25 protein-coding genes are annotated in these 26035 nt (G+C 74.6%); 16 read left to right on the plus strand and 9 right to left on the minus strand.

Features of this window, described 5'->3' with window-relative positions:
• The first annotated feature begins 12 nt into the window (after positions 1-12).
• From AMPC_RS05420 to AMPC_RS05450, 7 genes are read left to right on the plus strand one after another with little or no spacing between them, the layout of a single operon-like run.
• Complete coding sequence (locus AMPC_RS05420) at positions 13-1803, plus strand: nickel-dependent hydrogenase large subunit (protein ID WP_248344977.1); 1791 nt, start codon at positions 13-15, stop codon at positions 1801-1803.
• A 3-nt stretch (positions 1804-1806) separates the two neighbouring features.
• A complete protein-coding gene (locus AMPC_RS05425) occupies positions 1807-2052 on the plus strand; it encodes a hypothetical protein (protein WP_248344979.1) in 246 nt (81 codons plus the stop codon).
• Between the two features lie 18 nt (positions 2053-2070).
• The gene (locus AMPC_RS05430; RefSeq protein ID WP_248344981.1) at positions 2071-2634 is read left to right on the plus strand and encodes a NifU family protein; all 564 of its coding nucleotides are present in this window, start codon (positions 2071-2073) and stop codon (positions 2632-2634) included.
• A gap of 3 nt (positions 2635-2637) precedes the next feature.
• Positions 2638-3291, plus strand: a complete 654-nt coding sequence (locus tag AMPC_RS05435) for a DUF5947 family protein (protein WP_248344983.1) — start codon at positions 2638-2640, stop codon at positions 3289-3291.
• A complete protein-coding gene (locus AMPC_RS05440) occupies positions 3288-4586 on the plus strand; it encodes a hypothetical protein (RefSeq protein ID WP_248344985.1) in 1299 nt (432 codons plus the stop codon). Before AMPC_RS05435 ends, AMPC_RS05440 begins: the two co-directional genes overlap by 4 nt.
• Positions 4583-5074, plus strand: a complete 492-nt coding sequence (locus AMPC_RS05445) for a hydrogenase maturation protease (RefSeq protein ID WP_248344988.1) — start codon at positions 4583-4585, stop codon at positions 5072-5074. The genes AMPC_RS05440 and AMPC_RS05445 overlap by 4 nt, the downstream gene beginning before the upstream one ends.
• Positions 5071-5214, plus strand: coding sequence for a hypothetical protein (locus AMPC_RS05450; protein WP_248344990.1), 144 nt, complete (start codon positions 5071-5073; stop codon positions 5212-5214). The genes AMPC_RS05445 and AMPC_RS05450 overlap by 4 nt, the downstream gene beginning before the upstream one ends.
• Positions 5215-5241: 27 nt before the next feature.
• Here AMPC_RS05450 and map read toward each other — a convergent pair whose 3' ends face one another.
• From map to AMPC_RS05475, 5 genes are all read right to left on the minus strand, one after another.
• Positions 5242-6231, minus strand: a complete 990-nt coding sequence (gene map, locus AMPC_RS05455) for a type I methionyl aminopeptidase (RefSeq protein ID WP_248344992.1) — start codon at positions 6229-6231, stop codon at positions 5242-5244.
• 15 nt (positions 6232-6246) lie between these two features.
• Positions 6247-6738: a hemerythrin domain-containing protein gene (locus AMPC_RS05460; RefSeq protein ID WP_248344994.1), complete on the minus strand. Its 492-nt coding sequence runs from the start codon at positions 6736-6738 to the stop codon at positions 6247-6249.
• A 99-nt stretch (positions 6739-6837) separates the two neighbouring features.
• Positions 6838-8493, minus strand: a complete 1656-nt coding sequence (locus tag AMPC_RS05465) for a multiheme c-type cytochrome (protein WP_248344996.1) — start codon at positions 8491-8493, stop codon at positions 6838-6840.
• Between the two features lie 37 nt (positions 8494-8530).
• The gene (locus tag AMPC_RS05470) at positions 8531-10819 is read right to left on the minus strand and encodes a nitric-oxide reductase large subunit (RefSeq protein ID WP_248344997.1); all 2289 of its coding nucleotides are present in this window, start codon (positions 10817-10819) and stop codon (positions 8531-8533) included.
• 146 nt (positions 10820-10965) lie between these two features.
• The gene (locus AMPC_RS05475) at positions 10966-11592 is read right to left on the minus strand and encodes a hemerythrin domain-containing protein (RefSeq protein WP_248344999.1); all 627 of its coding nucleotides are present in this window, start codon (positions 11590-11592) and stop codon (positions 10966-10968) included.
• A 191-nt stretch (positions 11593-11783) separates the two neighbouring features.
• Here AMPC_RS05475 and AMPC_RS05480 point away from each other — a divergent pair, with 191 nt between their 5' ends.
• Complete coding sequence (locus AMPC_RS05480) at positions 11784-13349, plus strand: sigma 54-interacting transcriptional regulator (RefSeq protein ID WP_248345002.1); 1566 nt, start codon at positions 11784-11786, stop codon at positions 13347-13349.
• Between the two features lie 19 nt (positions 13350-13368).
• Here the strand turns inward: AMPC_RS05480 and bfr are convergent, their stop codons facing one another.
• The 4 genes from bfr to AMPC_RS05500 all read right to left on the minus strand — a co-directional run bounded on the left by bfr (position 13369) and on the right by AMPC_RS05500 (position 18136).
• Positions 13369-13848 carry a bacterioferritin gene (gene bfr, locus AMPC_RS05485; protein ID WP_248345004.1) on the minus strand — a complete coding sequence of 160 codons (480 nt, stop codon included), beginning with the start codon at positions 13846-13848 and terminating at the stop codon, positions 13369-13371.
• Between the two features lie 79 nt (positions 13849-13927).
• Positions 13928-14143, minus strand: coding sequence for a (2Fe-2S)-binding protein (locus AMPC_RS05490; RefSeq protein WP_248345006.1), 216 nt, complete (start codon positions 14141-14143; stop codon positions 13928-13930).
• A 91-nt stretch (positions 14144-14234) separates the two neighbouring features.
• Entirely contained in the window at positions 14235-16451 is a 2217-nt protein-coding gene (gene metX / locus AMPC_RS05495) for a homoserine O-acetyltransferase MetX (protein WP_248345008.1), read from the minus strand.
• A 59-nt stretch (positions 16452-16510) separates the two neighbouring features.
• A complete protein-coding gene (locus AMPC_RS05500) occupies positions 16511-18136 on the minus strand; it encodes a sensor histidine kinase (RefSeq protein ID WP_248345010.1) in 1626 nt (541 codons plus the stop codon).
• A gap of 386 nt (positions 18137-18522) precedes the next feature.
• Between AMPC_RS05500 and AMPC_RS05505 the strand changes: the two genes are divergently transcribed.
• From AMPC_RS05505 to AMPC_RS05540, 8 genes are all read left to right on the plus strand, one after another.
• On the plus strand, positions 18523-19596 hold the full coding sequence (locus tag AMPC_RS05505; RefSeq protein WP_248345012.1) for a sigma-54 interaction domain-containing protein: 1074 nt from the start codon (positions 18523-18525) through the stop codon (positions 19594-19596).
• A 203-nt stretch (positions 19597-19799) separates the two neighbouring features.
• Positions 19800-21149 carry a hypothetical protein gene (locus AMPC_RS05510; protein WP_248345014.1) on the plus strand — a complete coding sequence of 450 codons (1350 nt, stop codon included), beginning with the start codon at positions 19800-19802 and terminating at the stop codon, positions 21147-21149.
• A complete protein-coding gene (locus tag AMPC_RS05515; RefSeq protein ID WP_248345016.1) occupies positions 21146-22267 on the plus strand; it encodes a sigma-54 interaction domain-containing protein in 1122 nt (373 codons plus the stop codon). The genes AMPC_RS05510 and AMPC_RS05515 overlap by 4 nt, the downstream gene beginning before the upstream one ends.
• Positions 22264-22662 carry a flagellar basal body rod protein FlgB gene (flgB, locus tag AMPC_RS05520; RefSeq protein ID WP_248345018.1) on the plus strand — a complete coding sequence of 133 codons (399 nt, stop codon included), beginning with the start codon at positions 22264-22266 and terminating at the stop codon, positions 22660-22662. Before AMPC_RS05515 ends, flgB begins: the two co-directional genes overlap by 4 nt.
• Positions 22663-22670: 8 nt before the next feature.
• On the plus strand, positions 22671-23105 hold the full coding sequence (gene flgC / locus AMPC_RS05525) for a flagellar basal body rod protein FlgC (RefSeq protein WP_248345019.1): 435 nt from the start codon (positions 22671-22673) through the stop codon (positions 23103-23105).
• A gap of 5 nt (positions 23106-23110) precedes the next feature.
• Complete coding sequence (gene fliE / locus AMPC_RS05530; RefSeq protein ID WP_248345021.1) at positions 23111-23410, plus strand: flagellar hook-basal body complex protein FliE; 300 nt, start codon at positions 23111-23113, stop codon at positions 23408-23410.
• A gap of 13 nt (positions 23411-23423) precedes the next feature.
• The gene (gene fliF, locus AMPC_RS05535; protein WP_248345023.1) at positions 23424-24986 is read left to right on the plus strand and encodes a flagellar basal-body MS-ring/collar protein FliF; all 1563 of its coding nucleotides are present in this window, start codon (positions 23424-23426) and stop codon (positions 24984-24986) included.
• Positions 24973-26028, plus strand: a complete 1056-nt coding sequence (locus AMPC_RS05540) for a flagellar motor switch protein FliG (protein ID WP_248345025.1) — start codon at positions 24973-24975, stop codon at positions 26026-26028. The genes fliF and AMPC_RS05540 overlap by 14 nt, the downstream gene beginning before the upstream one ends.
• Positions 26029-26035 lie beyond the last annotated feature (7 nt).

A 26035-nucleotide genomic window follows, 5' to 3' on the forward strand; every position in this document is an offset into this window, starting at 1 on the left:
GGGAGGCAGGGGATGCCCGGCGGAACCGAGGTACAGCCGCAGCGCAAGCTCGTCGAGATGGCCTGGGACCCGGTCACCCGGATCATCGGCAACCTCGGCATCTACACCAAGATCGACTTCGAGAACCGCGAGGTGGCCGAGTGCCGGAGCACCTCCTCGCTCTTCCGCGGCTACAGCGTGTTCATGAAGGGGAAGGACCCGCGCGACGCCGGCTTCATCACCAGCCGCATCTGCGGGATCTGCGGCGACAACCACACCACCTGCTCCGTCTACGCGCAGAACATGGCGTACGGCATCAAGATGCCGCCGCTGGCGGAGTGGATCTACAACCTCGGCGAGGCGGCCGAGTACATGTTCGACCACGCCATCTTCCAGGACAACCTGGTGTTCGTGGACTTCTGCGCGCAGATGGTGAAGGAGACCAACCCCGGCCTCCTCGAGCGCGCCGACCGCACCGACGCGCCCCACGCCGACGTCCACGGCCACCGGACCATCGGCGACATCATGCGCTCGTACGACCCCTTCACCGGGAAGATGTACCTGGAGGCGCTCGCCATGAGCCGCCTCACCCGCGAGATGTTCTGCCTCATGGAGGGGCGCCACGTGCACCCCTCCACGCTCTACCCCGGGGGCACGGGCACGGTGGCCACGCCGCAGGTCTTCACCGACTACCTCTCGCGGCTGATGAAGTTCCTCGACTTCGTGAAGCGGCTCGTGCCGCTCAACGACGACCTGCTCGACTTCTTCTACCAGGCGCTCCCCGGCTACGAGCAGGTGGGGAACCGCCGCGTCCTGCTCGGCTGCTGGGGCTCCTTCCAGAACCCGTGGGTCTGCGACTACCGCTACGCCAACATGACGAAGTGGGGCCGGGCCATGTACGTCACCCCGGGCATCGTGGTGGACGGCAAGCTCGTCACCACCGACCTCGTCGAGATCAACCTCGGGATCCGGATCCTCCTCGGCAGCTCGTACTACGACGACTGGGAGCAGGAGGAGACCTTCGTCCAGGAGGACCCGCTCGGCAACGCCGTGGACAAGCGCCACCCCTGGAACCAGACCACGCTGCCGAGGCCGCAGAAGCGCGACCTCGAGGGTGGCCGGTACAGCTGGGTCATGAGCCCGCGCTGGCACGACGAGCGGACCGGCGACCACCTCGCGCTCGACACCGGCGGCGGCCCCCTGGCGCGGCTCTGGGCCACGGCGCTCGCCGGCCTGGTGGACACGCCCTACGTGAAGTCCACCGGCTCGAGCGTCCGCATCTCGCTCCCGCGCACCGCCTCGTTCCCGGCGATGGACTACGAGTGGAAGATCCCGCAGTGGTCGAACACCATCGAGCGGGACCGGGCGCGCGCCTACTTCATCGCCTACGCCGGCGCGATGGCGGTGTTCTTCATCGAGGAGGCGATGAAGCTCATCCGGCAGGGGGACGTGAAGGTCTTCCAGGACTTCGAGGTGCCGGAGGACGGGATCGGCTGCGGCTTCCACGAGGCGGTCCGCGGGGTGCTCTCGCACCACCTCGTCATCCGCGACGGCAAGATCGCCAACTACCACCCCTACCCGCCCACCCCCTGGAACGCGAGCCCGCGCGACAGCTTCGGCACCCCCGGGCCGTACGAGGACGCGGTGCAGGGGCTGCGCCTGTTCGAGGAGAACGGCCCCGCGTCGTTCAAGGGGATCGACGTCATGCGCACCGTGCGCAGCTTCGACCCCTGCCTCCCCTGCGGCGTCCACATGTACCTGGGCCCGGGCCGGCTGCTCGAGCAGCGGCACTCGCCGATGCTGGGGCTCGGCGCCCTGAGGTGAGCCATGCGCAAGAAGAAGCTGCTCGGGAACCTGAAGGTGGGGCGGGCCGACGTGTCCCCCTCGGCGCCCTCCCACGTGCGCGGCGTGCGGGAGGGGAACCAGCCCGGCGCGATCGACCGGATGAGCGGGCTGCACCCCCACCCGACCGACGCGCGCTTCGCCACCGGCACGGCGGAGCGCTCCACCGGCATCAACGCCCGCGCGCGGAACCCCATCGACCCGGCGAGCCCGAACCTCTCGCCGTCGTAGCCCCCGGGAGCGGCGGCCATGGCCTCGGCGGAGACGGCGGAGACCGCGGGGCGCGACCTCTCGCGCCACGGCGAGCGGGTGGAGCGGCTCCTCGAGGAGCTGCGCGGCCTCGCCGGCCCCTCGGCGTTCGCGCGGGTGGAGGAGCTGGTGCGCCTCCTGGTCGAGCTGTACGGCGCCGGGCTGGAGCGGCTCCTCGGCCACGCCGCCGAGGCCGGCGCGCCGGCGGCGGAGCTCGACCGCCGCCTCTCGGACGACGAGCTGGTCTCGAGCCTGCTGCTCCTGCACGGGCTCCACCCGCTCCCGACCCGGGCGCGCGTGGAGCGAGCCGTGGCCGCCGCCGGCGCGCGGCTCGGCGGCGGCGCGCGGCTCGAGCTCCTCGGGCTCTCGGACGACGGGCGGGTCCGGCTCCGGCTCGGCGCCGCGCCGGGCGGCTGCCCCTCCACGCGCGCCCGGCTCCTGCAGGCCGTCCGCGAGGCGATCCAGGAGGCCGCGCCCGAGGTCTCGCAGGTGGACGTCGAGGACGCGGCCGCCGCCGAGCCGGCGCGGCTCGTCACGCTCGGCGGGCCGCGCGGGCGGAGGTGACCGTTGCTCCCCCTGCGCGCCCTCGAGCGGTTCGCCCGCCCCGCCGCCCGGCCAAGGCCCGCCGCCGGGGAGGCCTGCGAGCTCTGCGCGGCCCCGGTCGGCGAGGCCCACCCGCACGTGGTCGATCTGGAGCGGCGCGCCCTGTGCTGCGCTTGCCCCACCTGCTCCCGGCTCTTCGTGCAGCCGGGCGCCGGCGCCCGGTTCCGGACCGTGCCCGACCGCGTCCGCTCCGATCCCGGGCTGGCGCTCACCGACGCCGACCTGGCCGCGCTCGGCGTCCCGGTGCGGCTCGTCTTCTTCGCGCGCGGCGGCCGCGACGGCCGCTGGTTCGCCACCTTCCCCGGATCGGCCGGCGCCGTCGAGGGGGCGCTCGACCCGGCGGCCTGGGCGGCGCTCGCGACGAGGACCCCGCTCGTGGCCGCGGCCGAGCCGGACGTCGAGGCGCTCCTCGCCTGGGGGGAGCGCGGCGAGCCCGGGATCGCGCTCCTGCTCGTGCCGGTCTCGGCCTGCTACGCGCTCGCCGGCCTCGTCCGGCGGCGCTGGCGCGGGCTCGACGGCGGACCCGAGGTCTGGCGCGAGGTGGCCGACGCGCTCGCGGCGCTGCGCGCCCGGGCCCGCCCGCTCCGCCCCTCGGAGCGGAAGGAGCCGCGCCCATGAGCTTCGAGTCGCTCCGCGCCGTCGCCGACGCCGTCCTCCTGGAGGGCTACGTCCTCTACCCCTACCGCGCCTCGGCGCCCAAGAACCGCTACCGCTGGACCTTCGGCGTGCTCGCGCCGCGCGCGTGGAGCGAGGCGGGCGGCTGCGAGGCCTGGTGGATGGAGGCGCAGGTGCTCGTCGAGCCGGGACGGGAGGCCCCGGCGCTCGACGGCCGGCTCCGCTTCCTGCAGCTGCGGCGGCGCGGGGTGGAGGCGGCACGCGACGGCGGGCTCGCGCCAGTGGACCGGCTCGAGCTGCCGGGACGGCTCCTCGTCCCCTTCGAGGAGGGGGACCTGCGCGAGGTGGCGCTCGGCGTCGCGCTCGTCCCCGGCGCCGGGCTTGAGGTCCCCTTCGCGCTCGAGGGCGACCGCCGCGAGGAGGCGCTCCGGGGCGAGGACGGCGCGCTCGCCGGCCGGGTCGTGCAGGAGCGGTGGCCGGTGCAGGGGCGCGTCCTCCTCTCCTGCGAGCGGGTCCCGGCCGAGCGGCCGCTGCTCCGGGTCCGGATCCGGGTGGAGAACCTCACCGCCTGGGAGGAGCCCCGTGCGCCGCGGGAGCGCGCCATGCGGGCCTCCTGCCTCTCGGCGCACCTCCTCCTCGCCGTCGAGGGCGGCGCGCTGGTCTCGCTCCTCGACCCGCCCCCCTGGGCCCGGGCCGCCGCGGCGGCCTGCCGCAGCACGCGGCTCTGGCCGGTGCTGGCCGGCGAGCCCGGGCGGCGCGACCTCGCGCTGGCGGCGCCCATCATCCTCTACGACCACCCCCAGGTCGCGCCCGAGAGCGGTGGCGACTTCTTCGACGCCACCGAGATCGACGAGCTGCTCGCCCTGCGCACCGCCACCCTCACCGAGGACGAGAAGCGGCAGGTCCGCGCCACCGACCCGCGTGCCGCCGAGGTGCTGGCGAGGGTGGAGGGGCTCCCGCCGGAGCTGATGCGCCGGCTGCACGGCGCCGCGCGCGGGCTGGCCGGGGCGGAGATGGTCCCGCGCGCGCCGCCCGCCGGGGACGGGGCGCCCGGGCTCACCCCCGGCCGCCGGGTCCGCCTCAAGGCGCCCGGGGACCGGCGCACCGACGCGCAGGACCTGCTCTACGCCGGGCGCACGGCGACGGTGGAGAAGGTGGTGCACGACCTCTCCGGCGAGCCGCTCCTCGCGGTCACCATCGACGGCGACCCGGCCGCCGAGCTGCACCGCTGGAAGGGGCGCTTCCACTACTACCGGCTCGACGAGGTGGACCTCCTGCCGGCGGAGGACCGGCCGTGACGCCGCGGGTGCTGGTGGCCGGGGTCGGCAACGTCTTCTTCGGGGACGACGGCTTCGGGCCGGAGCTGGCGCGCCGGCTCGCCGCCCGGCCGCTGCCGCCGGGAGTGCGCGCCGCCGACTTCGGCATCCGCGGGCTCCACCTCGCCTACGAGCTGCTCGAGCCGCTCGACCTGCTGGTGGTGGCCGACGCCGTACGGCGCGGCGGCCCGCCCGGCGAGCTCTACCTCCTCGCCCCGGAGCTGGAAGAGCTCCCGGGGGCCGCCGACGGCCACGCCATGGCCCTGCCCGCCGTCTTCGCCGCGCTCCGGGCCATGGGGGGCACGCCGCCGCGGCTGCTCCTCGTCGGCTGCGAGCCGTCCGCGTGCGAGGGGCTCGGGCTGAGCGAGCCGGTGGCCGGCGCGCTCGACGCGGCGGCCGAGCTGGTGCTGGAGCTGGCGGCGAGGGCGGGCGAGCCCGCGCCGGAACCTGTGCGGGAGGCCGGGCCATGAAGAAGCGGAAGATCGAGCGGTCGCACCGGACGCGGAACCTGCTGATCCTCGGCGCGCTCGGGGCCGCCGTCGGGACGGCGATGGTCTCCTTCGGCGTCGTCCCCGGCCTGCGCCGCTACCTGCGCATGACGCGGATGTAGCGCTCGCAGCCGCCGGCGCGGCTCACCTCAGACCACGGTCAGGATCTCGGCCCCGTCCTCGGTCACGACCAGGGTGTGCTCGAACTGGGCCGACCGCTTCCCGTCCGCGGTGACCGCCGTCCACCCGTCGCGCCAGACCAGCGCCTCCCAGGAGCCGGCGGTGATCATGGGCTCCACGGTGAAGGTCATGCCGGGGACCATGATGGTCCGCGCGCCCGGCGAGTCGTGGTGCGGGATCTGGAGCTGGGTGTGGAAGCTCGCGCCGATGCCGTGGCCGCAGTAGGCCCGCACAACGCCGAAGCCGTGGCGGCTCGCGTGCGCCTCGACGGCCCTCCCGATGGCGCGGACCGGCAGCCCGGGCTTCACCGCGGCGATCCCGACGTCGAGGCACTCCTTCGCGACCCGCACCAGCCGCTGCGACTCGGCGTCCACCTGCCCCACGAGGAAGGTCGCCGAGCAGTCGCCGTGCATCCCGTCCTTGTAGACGGTGATGTCGAGGTTCACGATGTCGCCGTCGGCGAGGGGGCGGCTGTCGGGGATGCCGTGGCAGATCACCTCGTTCACCGAGGTGCAGATCGACTTCGGGAACCCGCCGTAGTTGAGCGGGCTCGGGTAGCAGCCCAGCCGGACGATCTCGGCGTGGGCCACCGCGTCGAGGGCGTCGGTGGTGACGCCGGGCCGCACCGCGGCGCCCGCCACCTGCAGCACCCGCGCGGCGTCCTTGCAGGCCCGCCGCAGCCGCGCGAGCTCCTCCGCCGTCTTCACGTCCCCGCCGCCGGTCCGCTTGGGCCGGCCGGAGGCCGCGTAGTCGGGGCGCGGGATCTCGGGCGGCACCGGCAGGGCCGGCGACACGCGCCCGGGCTCCAGCCCGGCCGGCGCGCGGCGCGGCTCGGCTGGCTGGAGCGCCTGGTCGGCGTCGAGGTGGCAGCGCTTGTACTTCTTGCCGCTGCCGCACCAGCAGGGATCGTTGCGCCCGGGGGCGCGCGGCGGGGAGATCTGCGGGAGCTCGGTGGTCACCCGCCACTTATAACGTCAAATGCGGGCCGGCGCGTCGGTCTGGTTCGGCACGTCCAGGCGCGCGTCGCCCTGGGCCTCGAGCTGCTTCATGAGGTCCTCCATCTGCGACCCGAGCCGATCGAGCAGGTCGTCGTCGAGCGCCTTCTCCACCTTGGGGAAGAGCTCCGACTCCTCCTCCTCCACGTGGTGCAGCACCTGCTCCTTCAGGACCTTCATCTTGGCGTCGAGCTCCTCGCCGTCGGGCTCCTGCTCGACGATGTCGGCGATGATCCGCTTGCCGGCCAGGTGCTCCTCGACCGCCTCCAGGAGCAGCTCCTCGGTCCGGGCGTCCTTGGTGGCCGGGTAGAAGATCTTCTCCTCGATCTCGTCGTGGATGGCGAGCTGGTCCGAGATCTGCTGGCAGAGGCTGGTCCGGGTCTTCCTGGCCCCCGCCCCCAGCTTCTCGAACCTCTCGAACAGCGCCTCCACCTCCCGGTGCTGCTGCTTCAACAGCGCGATGGCGTTCATGCGGCCTCCCTTACCGCGAAGGGTAGGCACGGCGCCCGCCGCGTCCAGCCCGGGGGGACGCCTGCCCGCGCCCACGGCGCCGGGCGCGGGGGGCGGCCGCTATTTCCCGAGCGTCTGGGGCGTGGGCGGCTGGGGAGCCACCGCCGCATTGGGCGGCGCCACCTGCCGCGTGGAGCTCGTCTCCTGCAGGTACCAGGCGTGCTCCGGGCGGCGCAGGATGCCGTCGATGACGCCGTTCACCGCGTCGGCCTGCGCCCTCTTCCCGTGCTCGGCCGCCGCCCGGGCGAGCTCGCGCGCCTCGGGGACGAGCGCGTGGTAGAAGCGCTCCGCCACCTCGAACATGCCGTGCCAGTGGGCGTAGTCGGGCGCGTTCATCGAGACGCCGTGCCGCGCCCGGCGTCCCTCGTGGTGCCACAGGTAGAACCAGTCCCACTCGATCTTCTCGTCGAACTCCTTCGGCGTGATGAGCCCCTGCTTCTTGAGCTCGTCCATGATCGCCTTGCCCGGCCTGGCGAACTTCTCGTTGTAGAGCCGCTCGAAGTCGTCGTACTGGACGTAGAAGTCGTTCACGTAGCTCTGCGCGTGACAGACGTTGCAGGCCTGCTTCATGCGGTCGCGCTTCTGCTCCGCGGTGTCCACCACCGCCGCCTTGCGCTTCGCCGGGTCGGTCTCCGTGACCACCTTGTGCTGCGCGTCGGTGTCCATCCGCTGCGAGATGGGCGGCCGGTTGGTCCAGCTGATCCGCTCGCCCGGATCGTGGGTCACCTTCCCGCCGTTCACGTTGGCCGACATGTGGCACGAGGCGCAGGTGGGCGCGGCGGTGTAGTCCTTGCCGAGCACCCAGCTCTTCGCGCCGAGCGCCATCTCGTCCTTCCGGTCGCGGTAGGCGATGCCGTGCTTCGACTCCTCGAAGATCTCCTTCTGCGGGTGGTCGGGCCCGAGGTGGCACTTGCCGCAGTTCTCCGGCTGCCGCGCCCGGCGCGGCGAGAAGTCGTGGCGGGCGTGGCAGGCGGTGCAGCTGCCGAGCGAGCCGTCGAGGTTCATGCGGCCGATGCCGGTGTTGGGCCAGGTGGCGGCGACGAAGAGCGGCCGGCCGTCGGCGTCCCGCGCCACCCGGGCGAGCGCCTCGGGGCGGGTCGGCTTCCCGTCCGGCCCGGGCGCGAGGTCGTCCACGGTGATCCGCCCGCCGTCCTTGGACTGGAGCGCCACCTTGGTGCCGTGGCAGTTCTGGCAGCCCGACTCGGCGCTCGCCATCCCGTTCACGCTCTCGAGGGCCGGGGCGCCGGCCGGCGCGTGCGGGTTGAAGCGCTCGCGCGCCCCCTCCACCGTCTCGGCCATGAAGTTGTCGAGCGAGGCGAGGATGTTCCCCGCCTTGGCGTGGTGGCTCGCCTCGAACTCCCTGTCCTCGCGCTGGTGGCAGCGGGCGCAGTCGCGGGGCGTGACCACGGTCGCGACGAGCGCGCCGTTGTGCTCGAAGGCATCGGCGTCGCCCCGCTCGGCGCGGTGGCACTCGAGGCAGCCCACGCCCTTCCGCGCGTGCCCGCTCTCCCGCCACTGCTGCACGATGCCGGGGTTGGTCGAGGCGTGGCAGTCGAGGCAGGCCTGCGACCCCTTCGAGACGACGACCCCCGCGGCCTTGGGGGCCTTGGGGGTCTTCCTGGCTCCGCCCTCGCCCGCCGCCAGGGAGGCGGCCGGGGCGAGGACGGCGAGGGCGACGGCGACGGACGCTGCTCGGAGCGCGGAAGCGGGCCTCACGTGACCTCCAGCCCGCCTCCGCGCTCCCGCGCCCCGCTCAGGCGGCGCGCTTCAGGGAGCCGTTGCGGGTGCTGGAATCGTCGCGCTCCTTCCGCCGCAGCGCCAAGTCCCCAAAGATGGCCTTCGCGACGAAGGCGACCAGGGCGAGCGCGCCCGCGTCGAACACCACGTCGGGGAAGACGCGCAGCCAGGTGGCGGTGTGGATGAAGGACGAGCCGGTCACCTCCGGGCTGCGCGCGTACCAGATGCCGTGCTTGATGGCGATGGCGAACTGGTAGAAGCCGGCCGGGAGGAGCGAGAGGACGATCATCCCGGCGAGGCCGAGGTTGAGCGCCCAGAAGGCGAACCCGAGCAGGCGATCGTCCCAGGCGGCCTTGCGGACGGTGTGGCGCATCGAGAAGAGCATGAGCGCGATGGCGAGGAAGCCGTACACGCCGAACAGCGCGCCGTGCGAGTGGATGGGCGTCGTGTTGAGCCCCTGCGCGTAGTAGAGGACGATCGGCGGGTTGATGAGGAACCCGAAGACGCCGGCCCCGATCATGTTCCAGAAGGCCACCGCCGTGAAGAAGTAGAGCGGCCAGCGGTAGGGCGACTGGTTGCCCGCGAGCTTCGCGACCTTGAGGTTCTGGTAGACCTCGAAGCCGAGCAGCGTGAGCGGCACCACCTCGAGCGCCGAGAAGGTCGCGCCGAGCGCCGTGATCATGAGCGGCGAGCCGGTGAAGTAGAGGTGGTGGAAGGTGCCGATGATGCCGGAGCCGAGGTAGAGCAGGATGCTGAAGTAGGTGGCCTTGAGGGCGCTCGAGGACTTCACCGCGCCGATCTGGGTGAGCACGAAGGCGAGCGCGACGGTCGCGAACACCTCGAAGAAGTTCTCCACCCAGAGGTGCACCACCCACCAGCGCCAGTAGTCGGCCATCGCGATGTGGGTGCCCGGCGTGTAGAAGAGCCCCACCGAGTAGAAGAGCGGGATGGAGACCGAGGCGTAGAGGAGGAGGTGGGTGAGGCCGCCCTTGTCCTGCTCCTTCTGCAGGGCCGGCTTGATGGCGCGGTAGACGAGGACGAGCCAGAGCAGCATGCCGGCGATGAGCGCCACCTGCCAGACGCGGCCGAGCTCGATGTACTCGTAGCCCTGGTGGCCGATGAGCCAGCCGTTCTCGCCGGAGAGCTTGCCCTGGATGCCGGCCCAGGTGCCGACCAGCGAGCCGACGACGACCACCACCAGCGCGCCGAGGAGGGTCAGCACGAGCGCCTTCTGGGCCTTCGGCTCCACGCCGCCCACCGCCGGGCCGATGAAGAGGCCGGTGGCGAGCCAGCAGGTGGCGATCCAGAACACCGCGAGCTGCAGGTGCCAGGTGCGGCTGGCCGCGTACGGCAGGATGCCGCCGAGGTCCATGCCGAAGAACTTGTTGCCCTCGACCGCGTAGTGACCGGTGAGCGAGCCGAGCGCGGCCTGGAGCACGAAGAGCACGAGGGCGATGAGGAAGAAGGGCAGCGTGGCGCGCTGGCTCGGGGTCGGGTTCGGCTCGGCGAGCGGCGCGAGCTCGGGCCGGTGCTCGTCCTCGCCGTTGCGCATGTAGAAGTAGATGGCGAGGCCGGTGCCGGCGATGAGCAGGAGCACGCTGGCGATGGACCAGATCAGGGCCGACGGGAGCGGGCCGTTGCCGGCGAGCGGGTCGAAGGGCCAGTTGGCGGTGTAGGTGAAGGTCTCGCCGGGGCGGTCGGTCATCCCGCTCCAGGCGGTCCAGAAGTAGAACGCGGTCACCTGGCGGGCGCGCTCGGGCGAGTCCACGAACCCGGGCGGGATCGACATCGCGTCCGAGCCCTTCTGGAAGAGCTGGTCGTAGTAGGCGACCAGGGTCGGGAAGGCGGTGGCCTGGCCGCGCGAGAGGGTGAGCGTGTCGGTCGCCGCGTCGTAGCGGTTCCGGTGCAGCTCGTCCTTCACGAGGGCCTGCACGCGCCCCCGCTCGCCGGCGTCGAGCGCCTCGAGGTCGGCCTGCGTGAAGGCGCGCGCCGCGCCGGCGTCGAGCCCGTGCGCCAGGCCGGCGGTCACGAGCGCGGTGCGGTGGAGGCTGTCCGCCGTCCAGTCGGGCGCGAGGTACGCGCCGTGGCCCAGGATGGAGCCCACGTGCTGCCCGCCGCGCGACAGATAGTACTTCTGGCCGGCGACGACGTCCTCGGCGGTGAAGATCACCTGGCCTTGGGCGTCCACCACGCGGCCCGGGATGGGCGGCTTGTAGCGGCTGATCTGGGCTCCGCCGAAGATGAGCACGCTGAAGGCGGCCACGACGACGAAGAGGAGTACGGCTCGGGTGCGGTGACTGGGCATGGTGCTTCCTCTCGAGACGGCTGCGGTGAGGCGACGGTGAGGCGGGCTGGGGACGGATCCCTCCCGTCGGGGCGCCACCTCGCCGTCGGAGGAGCGAGGCAGCGCCGCGTGGGAGGGAGGAGGGAGGGGGTGGGCGGGACGGCGGGCTAGCAGCAGCCGCCGGACACGGGGAACCGGGGACCGGCGCCAGCGCCGCAGGCGGCGCGGGCCGGGGCGTGGCGGGCCACGAGCGCCTCGGCGCTCTTCGCGAGCTCGGCGGGGCGGCCGGAGGCGCCCTTCTCGACCTCGTAGCGCTCGCAGGCGGCGGAGACGGCGTCCAGGGCGGCCGGGGCGAGCCGCTGCTCGGCCATGGGGTAGAGGATGGCGTCCTCCTTGTGGATGTGGTTGTGCAGGAGCTGGGCGTACCCGCCGGCGGCCTCGACGAGGCGGGCCCGGTCGAGGTCCGTCCAGGGGGCCTGCTGCTCGACGAGCCCCTTCAGGACGGCGATCTGGCGGCGCCCCTCGTCGTGCTCCATCAGCATCACGGCGATGGGGCCGGCGTGGCGCGGGAAGCCGGCCTCGACCATCGCGGCGAAGAGGATGTCCTCCTCCTTGCCGTGGTGATGGGCGTCGGCGAACTCGCGGACGAACGCGACGAAGCGGCCGAGCTCGGCCCGGTCCTCGGCGGTCCCCACGGCCTGGCGCCGGCGGAGCTCGTCGGCGTAGGCGGCGAGGGCGTCGATCGCGCTCTCGATGAGTCGGTGCTCCTGCATCAGGGTCTCGATGGCGTCCATGCCCTTGCCCTAGAGCAACTCGCTTGCCAAGCAGCCAACCTCCCGGAATTCCAGTCGTTGACCTGCGTGCGCGCGATCGCCCCACCGCCTTTTCGGTGGAAGGCGCACCGACATTCGGGTGCGACACCGAAATTCCGGTGCGGATCGCGATGTTTTGACAAGGCCACCCGCATTTCGTTAGTCCCGATCCGATGCCCCTGCCCGTCCTGCCCTCCCCCGTCCCGGCCGCCCCCGCCCACGACCCCCACCAGCAGATCGTGGAGGAGGCGATCGAGGCGGTGCTCTCGACGGTGGACCTCGCCTCGGTCCTCGAGCGGACCGGCGCCCTCCTCAACCGCCACTTCGGCCAGACCCGCGTCTCGATCAACCGGATCGGCCCGCAGGAGCACCTCGCCCAGGTGGCGCTGGTGAGCGATCCGCGCCACCCCGGGCAGCCCGGGACCGTGTTCGAGCTCGCGGGCTCCGCCTCGGGGCGCGCCCTCGCCGACCGCCGCCCGCTCGTCGTCGATCCCATCGACGCCGCGCGCCCCCGCTACCGCGAGGAGCCGGAGCTGGCCCGGCTCGGCTACGGCTCGCTCGTCTCGTTCCCGCTGGTGTTCGAGGACCAGCTCCTCGGCACGCTCGACATCGCGCACCCGCCGGCGGAGGGGCTGCTCGCCTGCTGCTTCCAGGTCGCGCGGCAGGTGGCGCACCTCGTCGCCATCGCGCTGCACAACAGCCTGATGGTGGAGGAGGTGCAGCGGCTCAACCGGCTGCTGGGGCGCGAGAACGCCCTCCTCAAGGAGGAGATCCGGCAGATCAAGCGCGACACCCGCTACATCGCCGAGAGCGCGCCCATGCGCGCCGTGGTGGAGCGCGTCCGCCTCGCCGCGCCCTCCGACACCACCGTGCTCGTGCGCGGCGAGACCGGCACCGGCAAGGAGGGGCTCGCGCGGCTGGTCCACGACCTCTCGCCGCGGTTCAACGCGCCGTTCGTGGTGGTGAACCTGGGCGCCGTCCCGGAGAACCTGATCGAGAGCGAGCTCTTCGGCCACGAGAAGGGGGCCTTCACCGGCGCGGTGCGGCGGAAGGCGGGCAAGTTCGAGCAGGCCGAGGGCGGCACCATCTTCCTCGACGAGGTGGGCGACGCCCCGCCGTCGGTGCAGGTGCGGCTCCTGCGCGTGCTCCAGGAGCGCGAGGTGCAGCGCGTCGGCGGCGGGGACCCGGTGAAGGTGGACGTCCGGGTGGTCGCCGCCACCAACCGCGACCTCGAGGGGATGGTGGCCGAGGGCGCGTTCCGCCAGGACCTCTACTACCGGCTCGCGGTCTTCCCGGTGGAGCTGCCGCCCCTGCGGGCGCGGCGCGAGGAGCTGCGCGCGCTCTCGCGCTACTTCCTCGAGCGGCAGGCGGCGCTCATGCACCGGCGGGCGCCGGAGGTGCCGGAGGCGGTCTGGCGGGCGCTCGAGGCGCACGACTGGCCCGGCAACGTGCGCGAGCTCGAGAACACGCTGCAGCGGGCGCTCATCCTGTCGCCCGGCAACGCGCTCACCCTGCCCGAGCTCACCGGGCGAAGGCTCGGCGCGCCCCCCGCGGCCCCGGCCGCGCCGGAGCCGTCCGCGCCCGGCCGCTTCGAGGACGAGATGCGGGTCCTGCTCGGCCGCGCCCTCGCCGCCTGCGGCGGGCGGGTCTACGGGCCCGGGGGGGCGGCCGCGCTGCTCGACCTCAAGCCCACCACGCTGCAGGGCAAGCTCAAGAAGTACGGCGTCGCGGCGGGGTAGCGAGCGGCGCGGCCCGGCCTCAGTCCTCGTCCTCCTTCACCTGCTGGGCGAGGTAGTTCTGCGCGCCCACCTGGTCGATGAGCGTGAGCTGCGCCTCGAGCCAGTTGGCGTGCTCCTCCTCGCTCTCGAGCAGGTCCTCGAGCAGGTCGGCGGTGCCGTTGTCCCCCACCTGCCGGCAGAGCTCGATGCCGTGGTTCAGCACCGGGATGGCGGTCCGCTCGAGCTCGAGGTCGAGCTTGAGCTGCTCCGGCACCGTCTCGCCGACGTTGATCTTCTCGAGCCGCTGCAGGTTGGGCAGCCCCTCGAGGAAGAGGAGCCGCTCGATGAGCGCGTCGGCGTGCTTCATCTCGTCGATCGACTCGTGGCGGATCTTCTTCCAGAGCCGCTCGTAGCCCCAGTTCTCGCACATGCGCGCGTGCAGGAAGTACTGGTTGATGGCGGTGAGCTCGTTCGTGAGGACCTGGTTCAGCAGGTCGATGACGCGGGGATCGCCCTTCATGCGGCCTCCGGGTGGCGAGAGCGCCGGCGCCGGGCCGGCCGTCCTCACCTAGCCGGGCGACCGGCGGCGCGCCGCACCCTCACGCGGCGTCGAGGGGCCGGACCTGCTCGGGCCGGGCCCGCTCGGCGTGGGCCGCCGGACGCGCCAGCTGCACGAGCCGGCTCACCGTCGGGCGGCAGGCCCCGCAGCAGCTCCCGGCGCCGGTCCGGGCCATCACCTGCTCGGGTGACAGCCCCTGGGCGGCGAGCTCGTGGATCAGGCGGTCGGAGACGGCGCGGCAGACGCAGACGATCATCGGTTCTCTTCCCCGCGCGCCCCGGCCTCGGAGCGGACGCGATAATGAGAACCGTTATCACGTTACCCGGCTCGACGCAACCTGCCCCCCGTCACCGCGCCCCGTGCCCCTGCGACAGCCGGAACAGCTCGGCCAGCACGCCGCCCGCCGTGCTTACCGCGCCGACGCCCGCCCCCTGCACCAGGAGCGGATGCTCCTGGTAGCGCTCGGTGTGGCAGGCCACGTACGCCTCCACGCCGCGCAGGCGGCTCGCGAGGTGCTCCGGCCCGACGGCCGCCGGCCCCACCCGGATGCGCGCGCGCCCGCCCTCGACGTCGATGCGGGCGAGGTAGCGCAGCGCCCGGCGCTCGCCCCGGAGCGCCGCGACCCGCTCCTCCATGAAGGGGTCGTACCAGCGCAGCGCCTGCAGGAGGTCGCCGGGCCGGGAGAGGAGGTCCGCGGGGACGAGCGGCTCGCGCTCCACCTCGTCGAGCTCGGCGGCGAGCCCCAGCTCGCGGGCCAGGATCACCGCCTTGCGGGCGGCATCGAGGCCGGAGAGGTCGTCCCGCGGGTCGGCCTCGGTGTACCCGAGCTCGCGGGCCCAGCGGACCGCGAGCGAGAGCGGCGCCCCCTTCATGAGCTCGCCGCAGACGTGGCCGAGCGTCCCGGAGAGCGCGCCCTCCAGCGAGAGGAGCCGATCGCCGGCGTGGCGCAGCCCGGCGAGGGTCCCGATGAGCGGCAGGCTCGCGCCCACGGTCGCCTCGTGCGACCAGCGCCGGTGGTGCCGCCGCTGCACCGCGAGGAGCTCGTCGCGCGCGGGCTGCCGGGTGGCCAGCGGCCGCTTGTTGGCCGAGACCACGTCCACGCCGCGCCGGAAGGCCTCGGCGTAGACCGCCTCCATGCCGTCGGCGGCGGTGAGGTCCACGAGCACGGGGTGCGGCAGCCGGCCGAGCCGCTCGAGCAGCGGGGCGCCGCGGGCGAGGTCGAACGGGCCCGCCTCGGGCTCGGCCGCGAGCGCCGCCCGCCAGCCCTCGAGCCCCACTCCCTCGGGCTCGAACAGGGTGCGGCGGCTGTCGGCCAGGCCGACGACCCGGAGCGTCACGTCGTAGTCGCGCTCGAAGCCGGCGCGCTGCTCGGCCAGCTGCGCGAGGAGCTGCGAGCCCACCTTGCCCTTCCCGAGGACGAAGAGGCTCACCTCCTCGCGCCCGGCGGCGGCCGCGCCGTCGGCCCCGCCCCGGCGCGCCGCGGAGGCCTCGGCGCGCGGCGCGCGGCCCCGGAAGTCGGCCACCATCCGGTCGAGCCGCTCCACGTCGATGAGGAAGGCGTCGTGGCCGTGGGGCGACTCGATCCGCTCGAACCGCGCGCCCGGCACCAGCTCCGCCACCTCCCGCTGCTCCTCGGGCAGGTAGAGCACGTCGGTGTCGATCGAGACCACGAGCGCCGGCTTGCGCAGCCCGCGCAGCACCTCCTCGTACTCGCCCCGGCCGCGCGACACGTCGTGCGTGTCCATGGCCCGCGTGAGCGCCACGTAGCTCGCGGCGTCGAAGCGATCCACGAGCTGCTGGCCCTGGTAGCGCAGGTAGCTCTCGACCGCGTAGGTGCCGGCGGTCTGCGGCCGGCGCGCGAAGCGCTGCTCGAAGCTGTCGCGGCTCCGGTAGGTGCACATCGCCATCATGCGCGCCGCCGCGAGGCCGGCGAGGGGCGGATCGGCCGGGTCGTAGCGCCCGCCGCGCCAGCGCGGGTCGGCGTAGATCGCCTGGCGCTGCGCCTCCGAGAGGCCGATGCACCAGGCGGAGTGGCGCGCCGAGCTGGCGATGAAGGCGAAGGCGTCCACGAGCTCGGGGTACGAGAGCGCCCACTCCAGCGTCTGCATGCCGCCGAGCGAGCCGCCCACCACCAGCCTCACCCGGGTGACGCCGAGCGCGCGGCAGAGCTCGCGCTGGACGCGCACCATGTCGCGGATGCTGACGAGGGGGAAGTCGCCGAGGTAGGGCGCGCCGGTCCGGGGGTCGATCGAGGCCGGCCCGGTGGTGCCGTAGCAGCTCCCGAGGATGTTGGAGCAGAGCACGAAGTCGCGCTCGGGGTCGAAGGCGCGGCCGGGACCGAACATCTTCGTCCACCAGCGGTCGGCGTCGGCCGAGCCGGTGAGGGCGTGGCAGACGACCACCGCGTTGGCGCCGTCGCGGTCGAGGGTCCCCCAGGTCCGGTAGGCCACCTGGACCTCGGGGAGCGTTCCGCCCATCTCCAGGGGGAGCTCCCCCGGCAGGGTCAGGACCTTCGTCTCGGGCGCCACGAAGGCCGCGCGCGCCGCGGCCCGGGCATCCGTCATATTGAGCGAACGATCGACCATGGCGGAGGCACCTGCATAGCCGCCGCCCGGAACGACTGTCAAGGTTGGCGCGGACGCGCGCCGGGGGCGATCGGCAGGTCCACGCGGAAGGTGGTGCCGCCGGGGCCGGTGTCGAAGCCGATCCGGCCGCCCATCTGCTCCACGATCTCCTTGCAGATGTAGAGCCCGAGCCCGGTCCCCTTCCCCACCGGCTTGGTGGTGAACCAGGGGTCGAAGATCTGCGGCGCCGCGTCGGCCGGGATCCCGTGCCCCTCGTCGGCGACCTCGACCCGCACCGCGGGCCCCTCGACCCGGGCCCGCACCTCGACGCGCCCGCGCCCCTGCATCGCGTCCACCGCGTTCTCGAGCAGGTTGATGGTCACCTGCGCGAGCGCGCCGGGCAGACCGAGCACCTCCGGGAGCCGGGGCTCGAGCTCGAGCTCGAGCAGGACGTCGCTGCCGCGCGCGCCACGGAAGACGGCGACCGCCTCCTGCACCGGCACGCCGGGATCGAAAGCGGTCGGCTGCCCCGGGCTGCGGCGGGCCATGCTCTTGAGCGTCTGGATGATGCCCGACATGCGGTCCAGGCCGGCGAGGCTGTCGTCCATCATCTCGCGCAGCTCGCCCGCGAGCTCGGTGAGGTCGGGCCCCGGGCGCGCGCCCTCCCCCGCCAGCCGGGCCTCCTTCTCCGCCGCGAGGCCGCAGAGGATCTCGAAGCCGGACGCCAGCCCGCGCAGGTTGGAGCGGAGCGCGGCGAGCGGGTTGTTGATCTCGTGGGCGATGCAGGCGACGAGCTGGCCCAGGGTGGCGAGCCCCTCGCGCTGGACCGCCACCTCGCGGGCGCGCCGGGCCGCCGCCTCCGAGGCGGCGCGGGCGCTCCGCTCGGCCTCGAGCGCGAGCTCGCCGCGAGCCCGCCCCAGGAGCGAGCCGGCCGCGTCGGCGAACCCCTGCACGAGCCGCAGGTCGCCCTCGGCCAGCATCGGCCCGTGGGCGTAGATGGCCCCGACCAGCTCCCGCCCGGCCAGCACCGGCAGCGCCAGGGAGCCGGCCACCTGGCCGCGGCGGCCCGGCGCTCCCCGCCCCGGCGCGCGGACGATCCGCGCCACGTGGATGGGCTGCCGCGCCTGGATGGCGCGCTCGGCCAGCTCCTCCGGGGAGACGCCCTCGCCGGCGAGCTGGGGCGGCGCCGGGCGCGCGGCCCGGGCGAGGACCACGAGCCGGCCCCCCTCGCGGCCGTAGAGGACGAACTGGGTGTCGGGCAGCGCGTGGCCGAGCGCCTCGAGGCCGCGCGTGGCCGCCTCGAGCGGCCCCGGCCCCGAGGCCACGCCCGCGAGCATGGCGCGGAGCGCCCGGGCCTGCTCGCGCGCGCGCTCCATGGCGTCGCGCGAGAGCACGGCGGTGAAGCCGTCCTCCTCGGGAGCGACGAGGAGCCTGAGCTCGCCCGCCGCGGTGGCCAGGCGATGCTCCGCGGTGCGCCCGAGCTCGGCCGCGCGGCGCGCCACCGCCGGCAGCGACGCCGCGACCTCGTCGCCCCCCGGGCCGCGCAGGAGGTCGCGCGCCGCCAGGTTCGACCAGCTCACGGCGCCGGCGGCGTCGAGCCGGAACAGCCCCACCGGCAGCTCGTCCACCAGGGCGCTCGAGGAGCCGGACGGTTCGAGCCAGGGGATGGACGGGTCTCGGGTCACGATCCTCGAAAGGGTGCAAGGTTCCTGCCGAGCAGAACTACCCCCCAGTCGAGTCACGCGCCAGTTTCCTGCGCCCCGGAGCTGCTCCCTTCGGGCGAGGATCGCGGCCCCTGTCGCCAGGAATCCGGCAGCGCCCCCGACAGAGCGCCAGCGCGACCACTCCGCCGCACATCCGTGCGTCCCAAACTCCAGGTACATCGCGGACTTGGCTGACGTCCTTCGGACCGGATCTGGCGACCCCGGGTCGCATGGGACTCGCCTCGCGTCACGCGAACGGCGTCAACAACCCCTCGGAGTTCCTGAACGTCACTCCTGTGACGGATTGGCTCCCTCTTTGCTAAAGGGGGGGGACGTCGCGGGGACATCCCGCGCGCCGGAGGGAGACCATGGCCGCTTCGCAGCTCGCCCAGCACGCCCGCACCCAGCTCGTCCACGCGCCCGATTCTCCGATGGTCGAGCTGTTCCGGGCCTGCGCCCGGATCGCCGCGAGCGAGGCCACGGTCCTCATCACCGGCGAGACCGGCACCGGCAAGGAGGTCATCGCGCGGCTCATCCACGAGGGCAGCGCGCGCGCCGCCAAGCCGCTCATCCCGGTGAACTGCGGCGCCATCCCCGAGGCCCTCCTCGAGAGCGAGCTCTTCGGCCACGTGAAGGGCGCCTTCACCGGCGCCATCGGCAACCGGCGCGGCCGCGTCGCCGCCGCCGACGGCGGCACCCTGTTCCTCGACGAGATCGGCGAGCTGCCGCTCTCGCTGCAGGTCAAGCTCCTGCGGGTCCTCCAGGAGCGCAGCTACGAGCCGGTCGGCAGCGCCGAGTCGGTGCCCGCCAACTTCCGGCTCGTCGCCGCGACCAACCGCGACCTCGCCGCCGAGGTGGAGGCGGGCCACTTCCGCCGCGACCTCTACTACCGGCTCCTGGTCTGCCCGGTGGAGGTGCTGCCGCTCCGCGAGCGCCGCGGCGACATCCCGCACCTGTTCGCCCACTTCTGGTCGGCGCGCGGCGAGACCCGCCCGGTCGAGCCGGCGGTGCTGCAACTCCTCCAGGGCCACGACTGGCCCGGGAACGTCCGCGAGCTCGAGAACCTGGTCGAGCGGCTCGCGGTCTGCTCCGAGGGGTCGTCGATCCGGGTCGCGGATCTTCCGCACCACCTCCGGCCCGCGGGCGCCGTCGCGGTCCCAGCGCGCCGGGAGCCGGTGGCGCTCGAGCCCGCGGAGGTCAACGAGGAGCTCCGGCGGGTCTTCTGCGAGCGGGAGGAGCCGGCGGCCGCGGCCCTGGGCGGCGCGCCGAACCTCGAGGACGGGCCGGTCGATCTCCCGGCGATGCTGCGCCGGATCGAGGACGGCTACATCGAGGCCGCGCTCGCCCGAACCGGCGGAAACAAGAAGGCCGCCGCCGATCTGCTCGGCCTGCAGCGCACCACGCTCGTCGAGAAGCTCCGCCGGCGCAACCGCCCGGTCTGAGGGGCCCGCCCCGACGCCGTCCGCTCGCCGCGGGGGCGCCCCGGGGAACCGGAGCGGCCCCCGGCGCGCCGGAGCGCTCCCTTCCCTGCCGCGGGGGTGCGCTCGCGCGTCCCGGCTCCGGCCGGGCGCGGGATTCCCCGCGTCGCGCCTGGACAAGCCCCCGCTCCGGCGCGTGAGCACGGCGGTTGCAGTCGTGGGGCGGCGTGGCTCCCTTCGTCGCAATCCTGACGCTCCTCGCCGCGGCGCCGGGGCGCTTCCCGTCCACGGCCGAGCCGCCGTTCCAGCTCGACAGCGTCTCCTCCATCGAGCGGCTGCGGCTGCCGGCGCTGAAGCGGCGCCCCACCCTCGACGTGGACGCCTCGAGCGCGACGGTGCGGCTCGAGGTGGCGCCGGCCGAGGTGGCGCGGGTCGCCGCCGCGCTCCGGGCCACGTCGCGCATCGCCTGCCCCTCCCTGACCGAGGAGCCGGCCGCCGTGGTCCTGCGCTGCCGCACCCACCTCGTCTCCGCCGCGATCTCCGGTCCGCGGCAGGCCGAGACGCTCGACCTGCGCGAGCTGCGGGTCCTGCCGTGGGACGGCCGGGCCCGGCCGCCGCGCGTCGCGCTCGACCCCGCCGAGCTCGGGATGGGCGCTCCCTGCCCCGGCTCCACCCCCGCCGGCCGCGGCGAGTGCGCCTTCGCGCGCGGCGCCGACGACAAGGCGCTCGCCGCGTTCCGCGCCGCGCTCGGCACCCCGGAAGCCAGCCTGGCCGAGCTCCGGCTCGGGGACCTCGAGCTCGAGGCGAACCGCCCGGCCGAGGCGGTGCGGCACTGGCAGGCCGCGCGCGCCCACCCGGTGGTGGGCCGGCTGGCCGGCTCGCGGCTCTGCGAGCTCGACCCCGACTGCTTCGGGAGCCCCATCATGCAGGACTTCCAGCGCTCCGACGGGCTGCCGTCCTCGGCCCACGCCGACGTGCTGCTGCGCGGCGCGCGGCTCCGCGCGATCCTGGGCGATCCCCTGGGCGCGGCGCGCCAGCTCTCCCCGGAGATCGTGGACGCGCACGGCGCCTGCCGGCGCTCGCCGGCCTTCTGCCGGGAGACGCTCCTCAGCGCCCTCCGGCTCCCGCTCCCGGCCGGCTCCGAGGCGCTCTCGCTCTGGATGGAGCTGCCCGACCGGCGGCACGGGCCGCTGGCCCTCGACCTCGCCCGGGCCGCGGCCGAGCGCGCGGCCGACTCCGGCGCCCCGGTCTTCGGCGCGAGCGTGCTCGGCTCGATCTCGGAGCAGGTGCCCGCGGCGCAGCTCCCGGCCCACCTGCTTCGGCAGGCCGAGCTCTACCTGCAGGGCAACGACCGCGCCCGGGCCTCGGTGGTCGTCGAGTTCGTGCGGGCCCACAACAAGGGCAAGCTCCACCCCGACCCGCGCTGGGCGAAGGTGGTCGAGGGGATCGAGCAGCGCCCCGGGGTCCTGCCCACGCAGCTCCGCGACCCGGCCGCCGGCGTCGCCCCGGAGCTCGCCACCGCCGCCGCCACCGCCTCGAAGGCCCGCGCGCTGAAGCTGAACGGAGATCGCCGATGACCCCCTCCCCCCTCCCGGCCCGCGCCGCCGCCGCGGCCCCCATCGCCCGCGGCCCCGCCATGCGCGAGGTGCTGGCCGCCCTGGCCGACGTGGCCCCCACGCCCACCACCGTGCTCCTGCTGGGCGAGAGCGGCACCGGCAAGGAGGTGCTCGCGCGGCACGTCCACGCGCTCTCGTCGCGCGCCGCCGGCCCCTGGGTTGCCGTCAACTGCGCGGCGCTCCCGGCCGAGCTGCTCGAGAGCGAGCTCTTCGGCCACGAGCGCGGCGCCTTCACCGGCGCCGAGCAGCGCCGCGCCGGCCGCTTCGAGCAGGCCAGCGGCGGCACCCTGCTCCTCGACGAGATCTCCGAGCTGCCGCTCGGGCTGCAGGCGAAGCTCCTGCGGGCCATCCAGGAGCGCGAGATCGACCGGGTGGGCGGCGCGCGGCCGGTCCCGGTGGACGTCCGGATCATCGCCACCAGCAACCGCGATCTCGCCGAGATGGTCGCGGCGGGCCGGTTCCGGTCCGACCTCTACTACCGGCTCAACGTCTTCCCGGTGGTCATCCCGCCGCTCCGCGAGCGGCCCGAGGACCTCTCCCCGCTCGCCGTGGCGCTCGTCGCCGAGGGCGCGGCCGCGCTCGGCCGGCCCGCGCCGCTGCTCTCGCCCGACGCCCTCGCGGCGCTCTCGGCGACCGGGCTGCCCGGGAACGTCCGCGAGCTCAAGAACCTGCTCGAGCGCGCCCTGGTGCGCTGCCGCGGGCCGCTCCTCGAGCGCGCCCACCTCGGCCTCGGCCCGGCGCGCCCGGCGGCGCCGCGCCCCCTGCCCGCCGAGCCCGCCGCGGCCGGCGTGCCGGCGGGGCTGCCGCTCGAGCTCGCCGCCCTGGAGCGGCTCGCCATCACCGAGGCGCTCCGCCGCACCGGTGGGAACCGCACCCACGCCGCCCGCCTCCTCGGCATCGGGCTCCGCACGCTGCGGAACAAGCTGCGGGCCTGGCGGCTCGCCGGGGAGCCGCTCCCGGACGAGGCCGTCCCGGCCGCCCGGCCGATCGTGCCGGGCGCGCCGTGCCGCGCCGCGCTCCAGCCGGCGCACCTGCTCGCTTCGGCGCGGGCACGCGGCTCGCATGGAGAGCGGGCATGAAGCTGTTCGACGCCACTTTGATGACGCTGGAGCGCGCCCTCGACGCGCGCCTCGTGCGTCAGAACGTCCTCGCCTCGAACCTCGCCAACGCCGACACGCCCGGCTTCGCGCCGAAGGACGTGGACTTCGCCAAGATGATGGAGGGCGCCCTGGCGCAGCCGGCCGGCGCGACGCGCGAGGGCGACCTGCCCCTCACCGCCTCGAGCCTCGGCGGCCCAGCGCCGCTCGTGGCCGCGCCGGACCAGGCCGGGGCCGGCCTCGACGGCAACTCGGTGGACGTGGACCGCACGCTCGCCGCCGTGGCCGAGAACGCCATCCAGTACGGCGCGGCGGCCAAGGCCGCCCAGAAGAAGCTCGCCATCCTCCGCTACGCCGCCTCCGACGGCGCCGCCTAGGGACACCCATGGACTTCCTCTCCGCGCTCAAGATCAGCGGCTCGGGCCTGGCGGCCGAGCGCACCCGCGTCAACCTCGCGGCGTCGAACCTCGCCAACGCCGAGACGACGCGCGGGCCCGACGGCAAGCCCTACCGCCGCCTCGACCCGGTGATGGAGTCGGTGCCGTTCGAGGCCGCCCTCGGGCAGGCCGACCAGGCGGCGGGCGCGGCCCCGGCCGGCGTCCGCGTGGCGCGCGTCGCCGCCGACCCGACGCCCGGCAAGCGCGTCTACAGTCCGTCGCACCCGGACGCCGACCCGCAGGGCTTCGTGACGCTGCCCAACGTGAACCCGATCCACGAGGTGGTGAACCTCATGTCGGCGTCGCGCACCTACGACGCCAACGCCACCGCCATCGACACCCTCAAGACGATGGCGCAGCGCGCCCTCGACATCACCCGGTGAGCGACATGTCCACGCCCATCCGCCCCGTCACCGCCGACCTCCAGATCCTCGAGCCCGGGGCCGCCTCCGCCGCCCCGGCCGCGAAGGGCGCCTCGTTCGCCGACGCCCTCGGCCAGGCGGTCGGGAAGGTGGACGCCCTGCAGGTCGAGGCCGACGAGCAGGCCCGCAAGGCGGCCATGGGCGAGGGCAACCTGCACGAGCTCGCCCTCTCGCTGGAGAAGGCCGACATCGGCATGCGCGTCCTCACCAAGGTGCGCACCAAGGTGGTCGAGGCCTACCAGGAAGTCATGCGGATGAGCGTGTAGGGGCCCTCCGTCCATGGACCAGCTCCTCTCCTCCCTCCGCCAGCTGCCCCAGCGGTTCGCCGCCCTGCCGGGCGCGTTCCGCGCGCTCGTCATCGTGGGGCTCGCCGCGGCCATCCTGGGCGCGGTGGCCTACAGCGTGGCCCAGGGCGAGACCTGGCAGTACGCCTTCACCAACCTCACCGCCGAGGACTCCGGCGACGCCGCCGCGCTCCTCAAGACCGCCGGCGTCCCCTACCGGCTCGAGGCCGGCGGCAGCGCGCTGGCGGTCCCGGCCGCCAAGGTCTACGACGCGCGCCTCCTGCTCGCCGCGCAGGGGCTGCCGCGCGGCGGCGGGGTGGGCTTCGAGATCTTCGACAAGGGCGACCTCGGCGTCTCCGAGTTCACCCAGAAGGTGAACCTGCGCCGCGCCATCGAGGGCGAGCTCGCCCGCACCATCGGCAAGCTCGGCTCGGTGCGCGCCGCCCGCGTGCACATCACCCTGCCGGAGAAGGGGCTCTTCCGCGACGAGGACCGCAAGGCCTCCGCCGCGGTGGTGCTCACGCTGCAGCCGGGCCGGGCGCTGGAGGAGCGCGAGGTGGCCGGGATCCGCCACCTCACCGCCTCGGCGGTGCCGGGGCTCGCGCCGGGGAGCGTCTCGGTCATCGACGGCCGCGGCAACGTCCTCTCGAGCGAGGGCGCCTGGGGCGAGGCCGACGGCTTCCAGCGCCGCGTCGAGCACGACCTGCAGCAGCGGGTGACGGAGCTCCTCGAGCAGGCGGTGGGCCCGGGCGCCGTGGTGGCCCGCGTGACCGCCTCGGTGGACGCCTCCGAGGTCCAGACCAGCGCCGAGAAGGTGGACCCCGACGCCACCGCGCTGCGCAACGAGCGGCACGTGCTGCAGAGCCAGAGCCAGTCGAGCGCCACGCCCGGCGGGGTGGCCGGCGCGGCCGGCAACCAGCCCGGCGCCCCGGCGGCGACCGCCACCGGCCAGAACGGCAGCTCGACCATGCAGGACGACGTGAAGAACTACGACGTCTCGCGCACCAGCACCACCACCGTCACCCGCGCTCCGCGCGTGAAGCGCATCTCGGTCGCGGTGCTGCTCGACGGGGTCGGCGGCAAGCCCCGCCCGGACGCCGAGGTGCAGCGGCTCGGAGAGCTCGCCAAGCGGGCGGTCGGCTTCGACGCCGCCCGCGGCGACGAGCTCGACATCTCCTCCTCCCCGTTCACCCGCGCCGACGAGCAGGCCGGCGCCGCGGCGGGCGCGCCGGCGGAGGCGAAGCGCGGCGTGCTCCTCGCCGGGGGCGCCGTGGCCGCGGCCGTGGTCCTCGCGGCGGTCCTCCTCCTGGCGCTGCGCAAGAAGGGGCCGGCGGCCCCGGCCTTCCCGCCGGGCGCCACCGTGGCGCAGCTCGAGGCGGCGCTCGCCGCCGACGCCGCGCTGATGGACGCCGGCGCCGCCGGCATGCCGCGCCTCCCCGACCCGGCGAGCGGCATGCGGGATCGGGCCAAGGCGCTCGTGACGCAGGACCCGGCCAAGGCGGCGCTCATCCTGCGCGCCTGGATCCAGAACGAGGGCAGCAACAATGCCAGAAGCTGAGAGCGCGCCCCGCGGCCGCCCCGGCCCGCCCCCCGCGCCGGTCGAGGTGGTCTCGCCGCAGTGGGTCAAGGCCGCCGCGGTGCTCCTCGGGCTCGGGCCCGACATCGCCATCACCCTCTTCCGGCAGTTCACGGAGGCGGAGCTGCGCCGCATCGCGCTCGGCGCCAAGGAGCTGCGCAAGCGCGGCGACGAGGCGGTGCCCGACGCGCTCGGCAGCTTCTGCCAGTCCATGGAGAAGGTGGGCGGCGAGGCGGCCGCCGGCGACGACGTGCTGCGCGAGGTGGCGACGCGCGCGGTGGGCGCGGACGCCGCCCGGCGGGCCTTCGACGGCATCATGCCGCCGCCCCCGCCCGACGAGGTGCTCGGCCCGGTGTCGCAGGCCGACCCCGAGGCGCTCGCGATGGTGCTGCAGCGCGAGGGCGCCCAGACCATGGCGCTCGTCCTCTCCTCGCTCGAGCCCTGGCGCGCCGCCGGCGTGCTGGAGCGGCTGCCCGAGAAGAAGCGGCCCGAGGTGCTCCGGCGCATGGCGACCATCGAGTCGGTGGCGCCCGAGGTGCTGCGCGAGGTGGGCCAGGCCCTCTCGGCCGAGCTCAAGGCGCTGGTGGCCGGCGGCATGCGCAAGGTGGACGGCAAGAAGACCGCCCTCGAGATCCTGCGCTTCGTCCCCGTCTCGCAGCAGGGCGCGGTGCTCGCCGAGATCGAGCGCGACGACGGCGGGCTCGCCGGCGAGCTGCGCGGCAGCCTCTTCACCTTCGAGGACCTGCGCAACCTCGCCGACCGGGATCTCCAGACGCTGCTGCGGGAGATCGACATGAAGAAGCTGGCCGTGGCGCTCAAGGGGGCCACCCCCGAGATCAAGCAGAAGTTCATGGGCAACCTCTCCTCGCGCGCGGCCGAGATGTTCCAGGACGACCTCGCCGCGATGGGCCCGGTCAAGCTGGCCACGGTGGAGGCGGCGCAGTCGGAGATCGCCAAGCTGGCGCAGGACCTCGCCGCCCAGAACCGGATCACCATCGTCGGCGCCGGCGAGAAGATGCTCTGAGGCTCAC

It is taken from the genome of Anaeromyxobacter paludicola, from assembly GCF_023169965.1.
In the GTDB taxonomy this organism is placed as follows: domain Bacteria; phylum Myxococcota; class Myxococcia; order Myxococcales; family Anaeromyxobacteraceae; genus Anaeromyxobacter_B; species Anaeromyxobacter_B paludicola.